12 protein-coding genes are annotated in these 10,874 nt (G+C 72.3%); 5 read left to right on the top strand and 7 right to left on the bottom strand.

From position 1 onward, the window contains the following. Positions 1–124: 124 nt before the first annotated feature. Positions 125–1,300 (bottom strand): serine hydrolase domain-containing protein, encoded by a 1,176-nt coding sequence (locus tag ADK36_RS35965; RefSeq protein WP_053200561.1) that lies wholly within the window; start codon positions 1,298–1,300, stop codon positions 125–127. After that, positions 1,252–2,580 (bottom strand): multidrug effflux MFS transporter, encoded by a 1,329-nt coding sequence (locus tag ADK36_RS35960; RefSeq protein ID WP_048584317.1) that lies wholly within the window; start codon positions 2,578–2,580, stop codon positions 1,252–1,254. Before ADK36_RS35960 ends, ADK36_RS35965 begins: the two co-directional genes overlap by 49 nt. An 88-nt stretch (positions 2,581–2,668) precedes the next feature. Here ADK36_RS35960 and ADK36_RS35955 point away from each other — a divergent pair, with 88 nt between their 5' ends. Beyond that, positions 2,669–3,715, top strand: coding sequence for a Gfo/Idh/MocA family protein (locus ADK36_RS35955; protein ID WP_048584316.1), 1,047 nt, complete (start codon positions 2,669–2,671; stop codon positions 3,713–3,715). On the opposite strand, the gene ADK36_RS35950 is transcribed toward ADK36_RS35955, so the two are convergent. Next, complete coding sequence (locus ADK36_RS35950) at positions 3,702–5,345, bottom strand: alkaline phosphatase D family protein (protein ID WP_048584315.1); 1,644 nt, start codon at positions 5,343–5,345, stop codon at positions 3,702–3,704. The genes ADK36_RS35955 and ADK36_RS35950 overlap by 14 nt on opposite strands. A gap of 134 nt (positions 5,346–5,479) precedes the next feature. On the opposite strand from ADK36_RS35950, the gene ADK36_RS35945 reads away from it, so the two are divergent. Beyond that, positions 5,480–6,256, top strand: a complete 777-nt coding sequence (locus ADK36_RS35945) for an SDR family oxidoreductase (protein ID WP_048584314.1) — start codon at positions 5,480–5,482, stop codon at positions 6,254–6,256. A gap of 269 nt (positions 6,257–6,525) precedes the next feature. Here ADK36_RS35945 and ADK36_RS35940 read toward each other — a convergent pair whose 3' ends face one another. Together ADK36_RS35940 and ADK36_RS35935 are read right to left on the bottom strand one after the other, a co-directional pair. Further along, positions 6,526–7,521 carry an aldo/keto reductase gene (locus ADK36_RS35940; protein ID WP_048584313.1) on the bottom strand — a complete coding sequence of 332 codons (996 nt, stop codon included), beginning with the start codon at positions 7,519–7,521 and terminating at the stop codon, positions 6,526–6,528. A gap of 126 nt (positions 7,522–7,647) precedes the next feature. After that, complete coding sequence (locus ADK36_RS35935) at positions 7,648–7,974, bottom strand: hypothetical protein (RefSeq protein WP_048584324.1); 327 nt, start codon at positions 7,972–7,974, stop codon at positions 7,648–7,650. 135 nt (positions 7,975–8,109) lie between these two features. Between ADK36_RS35935 and ADK36_RS35930 the strand changes: the two genes are divergently transcribed. Next, a complete protein-coding gene (locus ADK36_RS35930) occupies positions 8,110–8,676 on the top strand; it encodes a DoxX family membrane protein (RefSeq protein WP_048584312.1) in 567 nt (188 codons plus the stop codon). A gap of 12 nt (positions 8,677–8,688) precedes the next feature. Here the strand turns inward: ADK36_RS35930 and ADK36_RS49185 are convergent, their stop codons facing one another. Together ADK36_RS49185 and ADK36_RS49180 are read right to left on the bottom strand one after the other, a co-directional pair. Then, complete coding sequence (locus ADK36_RS49185) at positions 8,689–8,952, bottom strand: hypothetical protein (RefSeq protein ID WP_048584311.1); 264 nt, start codon at positions 8,950–8,952, stop codon at positions 8,689–8,691. Further along, complete coding sequence (locus ADK36_RS49180; RefSeq protein ID WP_053200559.1) at positions 8,949–9,260, bottom strand: response regulator transcription factor; 312 nt, start codon at positions 9,258–9,260, stop codon at positions 8,949–8,951. Before ADK36_RS49180 ends, ADK36_RS49185 begins: the two co-directional genes overlap by 4 nt. Between ADK36_RS49180 and ADK36_RS49175 the strand changes: the two genes are divergently transcribed. Both ADK36_RS49175 and ADK36_RS35910 read left to right on the top strand, forming a co-directional pair. After that, a complete protein-coding gene (locus ADK36_RS49175; protein WP_053200557.1) occupies positions 9,253–9,492 on the top strand; it encodes a hypothetical protein in 240 nt (79 codons plus the stop codon). The two genes, ADK36_RS49180 and ADK36_RS49175, sit on opposite strands and share 8 nt — an antisense overlap. 145 nt (positions 9,493–9,637) lie before the next feature. Then, positions 9,638–10,693, top strand: a complete 1,056-nt coding sequence (locus tag ADK36_RS35910) for an effector-associated domain 2-containing protein (RefSeq protein WP_053200555.1) — start codon at positions 9,638–9,640, stop codon at positions 10,691–10,693. The last annotated feature ends 181 nt before the right edge of the window (positions 10,694–10,874 follow it).

The raw sequence follows: 10,874 nt of genomic DNA, 5'->3' as shown, positions 1-10,874 counted from the left end.
GGCTGGATGATGCCGGCCGGCACTGACAATCCAGCCCCTCCGGCGTTTGAGGAGCGGGGTCTGGGGCGGAGCCCCAGAAGGATGGGACGGGTAGGGGCGGCGGGGGCGAAACCCCTTGCGCGTCCTACAGGCCCCGTACCGCCCGTGCCACCCGCGTCCCCGCCGCCGCCCGCACCCGGCTGTCCGGCGTCCGGCGTCGCGGATGCACCGTGTTCGCCAGCAGCACCAGAAACGTGTCCGTCACCGGGTCCAGCACCAGCGACGTCCCCGTGAACCCCGTATGCCCCGCGGCCCCCCGCCCAGCCAGCTCCCCCATGAACCACGGCTGGTCGACGACGAACCCCAGCCCGGGCGGGGTCAGCAGCAGCTCGACGAAGTCGGGGCCGAGGATGCGGGCAGGACCGTAGGCGCCGCCGGACAGCAGCGCGCGGCAGAAGACCGCGAGGTCACGCCCCGTGGAGAAGAGACCGGCATGGCCCGCGACCCCGCCCAGCGCCCAGGCGTTCTCGTCGTGGACCATCCCCCGCAGCATCCCCCGGTCCGCCTTCCCCCACGGCCGACGCTGGTCCTCGGTCGCCGCGGCCCCGGGACAAGGGCCGAAGTGGGTCGCGGTCATGCCCAGCGGGCGGGTGATGCCGTCGTGGATCAGGACGTCGAGCGTGCGGCTCGTGATGCGTTCCAGGACGTGCTGGAGCAGGAGCAGGTTCAGGTCGGAGTAGCAGTACGTGCCGGGCACCCCGACCGGCGGCTCCGCCCGCAGCATCCGCAGGCGCTCGGCGTCGTCGGCGCAGTCGTACAGCGGCAGTTCGGGGCGCAGCCCCGAGGTGTGGGTGAGCAGCTGGCGCACCGTGATGTCGTGCCGGGCGGCGGCACGGAAGTCCGGCAGATACGCCCCGACCCGCGCGTCGATGCCCAGCGTGCCGCGCTCGATCTGCTGCACCGCGGCCACCGAGGTGAAGAGTTTGGTGAGGGAGGCCAGGTCGAAGGGGGTGTCCGTGGTCATCGGGACGCGTGCCCCGGGCGGCAGTTCGACCCCGGCGTCCTTCTCCTCGTCGTAGGAGGAGTACCGCACCGCCCAGCCCGCCGCCTCCTCGACGGCGAGGTACGGCCCGCGCCCGACGACCAGCACGGCCCCGGCCGCCCAGGGGCGTGGGCCGGTGGTGAGGTCGTGGACCTCCAGGACGAGGTGGCGGATCTCCTCGGGGTCGAGTCCGGCCCTTTCCGGCGTGTCCCCGCGCAGTCTCGGCGCGCTCAGTTCTCTGCTCCCACCGTATCCGTACGCCTGTTCCAGGGACGGCACATTCCCATGAAGCAGGCCAGCGCCACCAGTGCTGCGGCCAGTTGGACGACGGCCATCGGGACGGCGGTGTCCTCCCCGGCGATGCCCACGAGGGGCGACGCGACGGCGCCGATGAGGAAGGAGGACGTACCGAGAAGCGCGGAGGCGGACCCGGCGGCGTGCTTGGTGCGCAGCAGGGCGAGGGCCTGGGTGTTGGGGAGCGTGACGCCCATCGCGGACATCAGGACGAAGAGGGCGGCGGCCACCGGCACCAGTCCCATCTCGCCGAACACGTCCAGGGACATCAGCAGCAGCGCCGTCGCGGCCAGGATGACGATCGCCAGGCCCACGCCCAGCACCCGGTCGAGGCTGACCCGGCCCACCAGCACCTTGCCGTTGATCTGGCCGACGACCACCAGGCCGACCGAGTTGAGTCCGAACAGCAGGCTGAAGGTCTGCGGCGAGGCACCGTAGATCTCCTGGATCACGAACGGGGACGCCGCTATGTACGCGAACAGCGCGGCGAAGGCGAACCCGCCCGTCAGCATGTACCCGGTGAAGGCGCGGTCGGCGAGCAGACCGCGCATGGCGCGCAGGGCCTCGCCGACCCCGCCGCTGTGCCGGTCCTGCGGCGCCAGGGTCTCGGGAAGCCGCCGCCAGACCAGCCCGGCGAGCAGTACCCCGACCACCGTGAGGACGACGAACACGCCCCGCCAGTCCGTCACCCGCAGGACCTGGCCGCCGATGAGCGGCGCCACGACCGGGGCGACGCCGGAGATCAGCATGAGGGTGGAGAAGAAGCGGGCCATCGCCACGCCGTCGTACAGGTCGCGTACGACCGCCCGTGCGATCACTATCGCCGCCGCGCCCGCGAGGCCCTGCGCCAGCCGGAAGGCGACCAGGGACTCCACGGTGGGGGCGAGCGCGCAGAGCACGGTGGCGACGACGTAGACGGCCAGTCCGGCCAGCAGCGGGCGCCTGCGGCCCCAGCGGTCGCTCATCGGGCCGACCACCAGTTGCCCGAGCGCCATTCCGGCCAGGCAGGCGGTGATCGTGAGCTGGACGGTCGCGGCGGGCGCGTGCAGGGAGCGGGTGACCTCCGGAAGCGCGGGGAGGTACATGTCCATCGCGAGCGGGGGCGTGGCGGTCAGGCCGCCGAGGATGAGGGTGACGAGGACGCCGGTGCGGCGCAAGGAGCGGGCGGGCGCCTGCTCTGCCTTCGGTACGGACGTCCGCGGTACGGCTGACTCCGGCACGGCTGACTCCGGCACGTCCTGTGTCGGCCCCCCGTGGTCTCCCATGCGCCCCTCCCTCTCCGACTGATCCGCCCTCTATGCTCTCAGCTCGTACAGAGTGCCGAGGGTCACATGAGCGAGGGGTGGGGCCGCAGTGGCGGAACGAAACGTGCGGTGGGGGATCCTGGCGACCGGAGGGATCGCGGCCGCGTTCACGGCGGACCTGGTCGATCTGCCGGACGCCGACGTGGTGGCGGTGGCCTCGCGGTCCCAGGCGTCGGCGGACGCGTTCGCGGAGCGTTTCGGGATTCCCCGGGCGTACGGCGACTGGGACGCGCTGGCCCAGGACGGCGACATCGATGTCGTGTACGTCGCCACCCCGCACTCGGCGCATCGCGCCGCCGCCGGGCTGTGCCTGGAGGCCGGGCGGAACGTGCTGTGCGAGAAGGCGTTCACGCTGAACGCGCGGGAGGCCGAGGAGCTGGTCGCCCTGGCGAAGGCGCGCGGCAGCTTCCTGATGGAAGCCATGTGGATGTACTGCAACCCGCTGGTCCGGCGCCTCAAGGCCCTGGTGGACGGCGGCGCGATCGGCGAGGTGCGCCATGTCCAGGCCGACTTCGGGCTCGCCGGCCCCTTCCCGCCCTCGCACCGCCTGCGCGACCCGGCGCAGGGCGGCGGCGCGCTGCTGGACCTCGGCGTGTACCCGGTCTCCTTCGCCCAGCTGCTGCTCGGGGAGCCGTCGGACGTCGCGGCGCGCGCGATGCTGTCGCCCGAGGGCGTCGACCTCCAGACGGGCGCCCTGCTCTCCTGGGACAGCGGCGCGCTGGCCTCGCTGCACTGCTCCGTCGTCGGCGGTACGGCGACCTCTGCGTCGGTCACCGGCTCGGGCGGCCGTATCGACGTACCGAACGGCTTCTTCTTCCCGGACCGCTTCGTCCTGCACCGCGACGGCCGTGACCCCGAGGAGTTCACGGCCGACCCGTCGGACGGGCCCCGCAACAGCCTGCGGCACGAGGCCGCCGAGGTGACGCGTGCCCTGCGCGCCGGTGAGACGGAGTCCCCGCTGGTCCCGCTCGACGGCACGCTGGCCGTGATGCGGACGCTCGACGCGATCCGGGACCGCGTCGGCGTCCGCTACCCGGGCGAGGCCCCCGAGGAGGGCTACGGCGAGGACCTCGCGCCCGCGCTCACGCCGGCGTGAGCCCCGGCTCCCCCACCTCCGTGACGAAGGACGCGGCCGTCGTGACCGGCGCCCCGGGCGTGGTCACGTACGGCACCGTCTTGAAGTCGGTCCGCGCCAGCCGCTGGCCCAGCGCGACGGTCACGTACCCGCGTCGCCCGTTGTAGAACCTCATGTGCGGGTTGGCCCGCATGTACGTGTCCCAGTTGGCGGGCCTGTCGATGCCGTCCCGGCCGCTCGCGATCGACGTGGCCACGATCTCCGTGCCGAGCGTGGCGGAGTCGGGGTCGTCGAAGTCGTCCTTGATGTCGAAGCCGTACCCGACATGGACGTCACCGGTGAGCACCATCAGGTTCTCGATGCCGGCGGCCCGGGCCCCGTCCAGCACCCGGCGGCGGGAGGCGCGGTAGCCGTCCCAGGCGTCCATCGACACCCGGGACGGCGCGGTCAGGTCGAAGTTCCGCTGGGAGAAGGTGACCTGCTGCGGTACGACGTTCCACAGCGCCGCCGAGTCGCGCCAGCCGTCGAGCAGCCACCGCTCCTGCGTGGCGCCGGTCATCGTGCGGGCCGGGTCGTCGACGTCCGGTCCGGGGATCTGGGAGCCGTCGCCGTACACCTGGTTGGAGCGGTACTGCCGGGTGTCCAGCACGTCGAACTGGGCGAGCCGGCCCCATGTCAGGCGCCGGTAGAGCTGCATGTCGGGGCCGACGGGCCGCTGCGGGCGCCGCAGGGGCTGGTTCTCCCAGTAGGCCCGGTAGGCGGAGGCCCGGCGCAGCAGGAACTCCTCCGGCGGGACGCTGTTCTCGGGGGTGTCGTCGGCGTAGTTGTTCTCGGTCTCGTGGTCGTCCCAGGTGACGACGAAGGGGTGCGCGGCGTGCGCGGCCCTGAGGTCGGGGTCGGACTTGAAGAGGGCGTAGCGCAGCCGGTAGTCCTCCAGGGTCACCGTCTCGCGGTTGAAGAGCGCGGGGAGCGTGCGGTCGGTGTAGTTGCGGTAGCCGCCGACGGAGTTGACCGCGTACTCGTACAGGTAGTCGCCGAGGTGGAAGACGACGTCCACGTCGTCCTGCGCGAGATGGCGGTAGGGCGTGAAATAGCCGTCGGCGTACGCCTGGCAGGAGACGGCCGCGAGGGTCAGCGAGCTCGCCTCACCGGTCGTGGCGGGCGCGGTGCGGGTACGGCCCGTCTCGCTGATCCAGGTGCCCGCACGGAAGCGGTAGTAGTACACGCGGTCCGCGTCGAGCGCGCCGACCTCGACATGGATTGTGTGGTGGAACTCCGGGTAGGCGATGGCGGCGCCGCGTCTGGCGAGCCTGGTGAACCTCTCGTCGTGCGCCAACTCCCAGTGCACGGTGACCCGTTGGGCGGGCAGTCCGCCGTCGGGCTGGTAGGGGGCGGGGGCGAGACGGGTCCACAGCAGGACCGAGTCGGACAGGGGGTCGCCGGAGGCTACGCCGAGGGTGAAGGGGTCGTCGGTGATCCGGCGGGCGTCGAGCTGGGCGGCGTCGGCCACGCCCGCCGTCGGCAGGTTCACGGCGAAGGCGAGCGCGGCGGCCGCGCCGGTCACGGTCAGGAAGCGGCGGCGGCCGATGTGGCGGGCGGCCGCACGCAGTTCGGGGGCGTGCTGGGGCTGGGCGTGTGCTGCGAGTGTCATCCGGTCCTCCCCTGACTGATGGATGCACGAGGCATTGGAGTGGCCGGGGACGACACTCGCTTGGCGCGTACACAACACCCGGATGGCGGATGGATGAGTTCCGAATGGCGGACCCTCACCTACGCTGCGGGGCTATGGATGACAGGCAAACGCAGACGCGGACGGACGTGAGGATCGCCGTGGTGACCGGCGCGGGCTCCGGCATCGGACGCGCGGTCGCGGTGGAGCTGCTGCGCGCTGGCTGGTCGGTGGCGCTGGCCGGACGGCGCGTGGAGACGCTGGAGGAGACGGCGGGACTGGCACCCGACGGCGCCGCTCTCGCCGTACGGACGGACGTGTCGCGGCAGGAGGACGTCGCCGCGCTGTTCGCCGCCACGGTGGAGCGGTTCGGGCGGGTGGACCTGCTGTTCAACAACGCGGGGACGTTCGGGCCCGGCGGGGTGCCGGTCGAGGAGCTGCCGTACGACGCCTGGCGGCATGTGGTGGACACCAACCTCAACGGGGCGTTCCTGTGCGCCCAGGCGGCGTACCGGCAGATGAAGGAGCAGGACCCGCGGGGCGGCCGGATCATCAACAACGGGTCCATCTCGGCGCACACGCCCCGCCCGCACTCCGTCGCCTACACGGCGACCAAGCACGCGCTGACCGGACTGACCAAGTCACTGTCGCTGGACGGGCGGGCCCACAACATCGCCGTCGGCCAGATCGACATCGGCAACGCGGCGACCGACATGACCGCGCGGATGCAGACGGGTGCCCTTCAGGCCGACGGTTCGGTGGTGCCCGAGCCGGTGATGGACGTGGCCGACGTGGCACGGACCGTGCGGCACATGGCGGAGCTGCCGTTGGAGGCGAACGTGCAGTTCGCGACGGTGCTGGCGACGGCGATGCCGTACGTGGGGCGTGGCTGAGAGCCGACGGCCGGATCCGGCGGCTGTCACGGCCTCCACAACTTGCACAATCGGAATATGGAATTCCGCTACGTCAGGGCCGGTAGGCGACTTATTCTCAACTTCACCTACACCAGAGCTTCACATTTGGAGTAGGCGGCTTCGGTAGACCAAACCGAGGGGGGACGGCAGCCGTTCCATGACACCGGGTGGGGGTGGACCTCGCGTGGGACCGCGAGGTACGCACCGGTGCGTGGAACGGCTGCCGTGTTTGTCACCTACGGCGGTGCTCAGCGACCGAGGATCCGGTCGACCTCCGTCATCTGCCCGGCGGTGAGCGGCCCCTTCGCCAGCGCGCCGGCGTTCTGCTCGGCCTGGCTGACGGAACGGAACCCCGGGATCGGCACGGCGCGCGGGCTGCGGGCCCACAGCCAGGCGAGGGCGCCCTGGCCGAGCGTACGACCGCCGCTGGTGAGGACGTCCTTGAGCGCGTCGACGCGGGCCAGCCAGTCCGGGTCGGCGCCGGACCCGTCCTCGAAGCCCTTCAGCCACTCCGGCGGGCGACTGCGGATGTCCCCGGCCTCCAGGGCCTGCCCGGACCTGCGCTTGCCGGTCAGCAGGCCCATCGCCAGCGGGCTGCGGTTGACGCCGGCCAGCTCCAGCTCCTCGCACAGCGCGAACATCTCCGGCGCGTCCTGGAGCACATTGGCCGCGTGCTGTACGGCGGCGCAGTGCTCCCCGCGCGCGAACACGGCGGCGCGGGCCGGGTCGTCGGTGCTCCACGCGTAGGCGCGGACCAGCCCCTCCCGCACGAACTCCTCGCAGACGTCCCGCAGCTCGGCGGCGCGCTCCGGGTCGGCGTCGGAGAGGTGCAGCTGGTAGAGGTCGATGTAGTCGGTGTCCAGGCGCTTCAGGGAGGCGGTCAGCGCGCGGCGGGCGTACGGCACGCTGTCGTCGGCGCCGGTGAGGGTGCGGGTCCCCTCGTCGAAGACGTTGCCCCACTTGGTGGCCACGACGACATCGGCGCGGCGCTTGCCGAGGGCGCGGCCCAGGACGCGTTCGCTGTGGCCGGCGCCGTAGGTGTCCGCGGTGTCGAAGAAGGTGACACCCAGGTCGAGGGCGCGCCGGATCGCCCGTACCGACTCCTCGTCGTCGACCTTGCCCCAGCCGAGCGGCCGCCCGTCGGCGGACTGCCACTCACCGCCGATCGCCCAGCAGCCGAAGCCGAGGGCGCTGACCTCGATGCCCGTACGTCCCAAAGTCCTCTTGGTCTGCGTGGTCTCCATGAGGGAGGACGTTAGGAGTTGGAGTGCACGCGAGGGCAAGCGCTTGTGCGGATCTTTCCGCGCCGGTCCCGGTGCCGGCCTTCGCGCCTGCCTTCACGCCGGACTTCGCGCAGGACCTCCTGCGGCCTAAGCCTGACCGGTCTCGAAGCGGGAGATCCTGCCGTCGTCCTCGACCTCGAAGTGCCAGCGAGCGCGCATCTCGCCCCAGGTGTCGTTGCGGTAGTGGGTGAGGAGGTCGCGGCCCCGGTTCGACTCCTTGTCGACCTCCATGTGGCCGTTGGAGGCGAAGATCTCCCGCTCGATCCAGTCGGCGAGGTCGCGGTCGGTACCGTCGTCCGCCATGGTCGCGCCGGGCGCGAGGATGCTCAGGAAGCCCTCGCGGTCGTGGGCGTTGACGGCGGTGACGAAGGCGCGGACGGCGGGGTCGCTGAGTTTGGACGTCTGAATCGTCATACCGGTCAGCCTCACACCGGCTCCGGCGGCCCGCCACCCGAACGGCGGCGAGAGCAGGCCGAGCGGGTGTCGACGGTGCGACGGTGGATACGCGGGAGGGGCGTTCTGTCCGTGCCGACTGTTCCGGGAGTCACCGTGAGTGCTTACGACCGACGTGATCTGGGCCTGCTGCTGCTCCGGCTGGGAGCCGGCGGGGTGCTGGCCGCGCACGGCGCGCAGAAGCTGTTCGGCTGGTTCGGCGGGCACGGCATCGAGGGGACCGGCCAGTTCATGGAGTCGGTCGGCTACACGCCGGGCAAGGCGAGCGCTACGGCGGCGGGCCTCGCGGAGACCGGCGGCGGCACCCTGCTGGCGCTCGGCCTGGCGACGCCCGCGGCGGGCGCGGCGGCGGCCGGCGGCATGGCGGGCGCCGCCGCCGTGCACGCCCCGAACGGCTTCTTCAACCAGGAGGGCGGCTACGAGTACGCGGCCACCCTCGCCCTCGCCGCGACCGGCCTCGCGATCACCGGCCCCGGCCGCCTGTCCGTGGACCACGCCCTCGGCCATGTCTTCGACCGCGGCTGGATGGTGCCGACGGCACTCGGGGCGACGGCCGCGGTGACGGCCCTGGTGGTGGGGGCGCGGAACAGGCGGCTGGACCGGGCGGAGAAGGAGGAGGGCGCGGAGGGGTTCGAGGGGCAGGAGTCGTTGTTCGGGGAGTAGGCCGAACAGCCCTCACGGCCTCGGCGTCAACCGCAAGACCGTGCCCTCCCCGTTCCCCGACAACAGCAGTGCCCCGTCCGGCGCGACCGCCAGCCCCGCGAACCGGCGGGCCATGGCGAGCCCCTGCGGCGCGTCGAGCCCGTCCGCCACGACCGTCGGCGGCCCGTTGGAACCCCACAGCCGGTTGGGCGGGTTGAGCCGCTCCACCGCCCAACGGGCGCTGTCCGTGCGCCGCTCACCGCTCGCGTCGAACCGGCTCGACTCCCCTGCGCTCATGCCTCGCCCTCCACCAGCACCTGCACGCGCTCGGCGTTCACCAGCAGACAGCGCAGCAGCCGGTACTCGGCGGGCGTGAGCTCGATGGTGCGCTCGCCGCGCCGGGCCCGGCGGGTGGCGTGGTCCAGTACGAGATCGCCGTAGCGCAGCGCGCCGTCCCACCCGCCGGCTTCCCCGCTCCGCACCAACTGCCGGGCACGGGCGAGCACTTCGGCCACCCGGCCCGAGGCCCGGCCGCCCTGCCCGTCCGCGCCGCCGGGGCCGCCCCCGGGCAGGCTGCCCAGGAACTCGCCGCTCCCGGTGAGCAACAGGCAGCGTCACATCGAGGATGACCAGATCGAACCGGCGCTCGGTGAGCCGGTCGGTGGCCTCGGTCGCTCGGTCCACCGCGACGGTCCGGTAGCCGGCGAGCTCCAGCATCGTGGCGAGCGGCTCGGATGTGCGGGGGTCACCGACGACGAGCAGGACATCGGGTATCGCCGGGACCGCGTCGGACGACGGCGGTTTCGGCATGCGGCCACCATACTGCGGGTTGTGTGATCGGTTTGACCGAGCGGGCGTTCATGGTGGCGAGGCGCACCGATCCCCTCCCCCCGCCGTCCTGGTCCCGTCGCCATTACGGGGCCACACCCCGGGGTAGATGCCCGGGATGAGCGAACGGCAGCGGGGGATCCCAGGATTGGAGATGGCCCGAGTCGCGGAGGTACTGGTGGGTCGCCCGGGTGGCGCGCCAGGACGTCGGGGCTCCGGTTATCGCGTCGGTGACCGGCATGTCCTCACCGCCGCTCACCTGATCGAGCCGCCCCTGACCACGCTGGGGGTCCGCTTCGAGGCGGATCGCCCCGGCGAGTGGATCACCGCCGCCCACGTGGTCCTGCGCTCCGGTCCCGCCGACCTCTCCCTGCTGGAACTGGCCGACCGCCCGTCCGTCGCCCCACCCGTCCATCACACGCCCCGTTACGCGGTGGTTCCGGACTCGGAAGCCACCCTGCGTGTCACCGCTGTCGGGTTTCCCCGCTTCAAAGTGCGCGAGCAAGCGGGCTCCGGGCTCGCCGCGGAGGGCCCGCCTGCCCGGTTCCGGGACTCCTGCCACGTCGACGGCACGGTGTCCGTCCTCTCCAACCGGCGGGAGGGAACCTTCGAGGTGGCCGTCGCGCCCCCGGCCGACGAGGTCGGACCCCGGCGCTCTCCCTGGGAGGGCATGTCCGGCGCCGCTCTCTGGTGCGACGGCGCCATCATCGGCCTGATCACCGCACATCACCGATCCGACGGCCTCGGACGGCTGGCGGCGGTTCGGGTGCAGTGCTGGTACGAGGTCCTGGATGCTCCCGAACTCGAACTGCTCCAGACCCACGCCGGCCTACCGGCCCGGCCGGTACCGATCGGCTCCCGCCATACCGCGGACATGTCCCCGCCGGCTCCCCCGACCCTCGCTTCGCTGCCGTCCACCCTGCCGATGAGCGAACTGAAGGACCTGGTGGACGCCTTGACGGCGCTGCCCTCGCTCCGCAGGCCGAACGGCCTCGACACGATCCTGGAAAGCGTCGACCCCCGGGTGGCCGCCCATCGCCCGCGCGACGACCGGCTGCGGTTCGACGTGTACGGCGTGCTGCGCACCTGTCTGCGCTATCCCGGCACCCTCGACAGGTTCATGGAAGCACTGCGCCTGTGGGAGGAGGGCTCGGAGGAGCTACGCGCCGTCGACCGCGTGGCGGCCGAACTGGTCCTGCGCCACAACTGACTTGATATGGCGACTAGGGCTGCCACGCAGGGTTTCGGGCCACGTCCCCCTGGGCCATCATGAGGGGGACGGGACAGTCGGGCGAGCATACAGGGGGAGGGGACTTGGCAGCCATGGAACGGGCGACGCAGGCCCTTGAGTCCGGGCTCATGGACCTCTCAGGAGTATCACTTGAGGCGTT

Origin of the sequence: Streptomyces viridochromogenes (genome assembly GCF_001270495.1) — a bacterium.
Lineage (GTDB): Bacteria > Actinomycetota > Actinomycetes > Streptomycetales > Streptomycetaceae > Streptomyces > Streptomyces viridochromogenes_A.
Note: the sequence above shows the minus strand (reverse complement) of the source record. Positions and strands in the feature narration are given on the sequence as shown.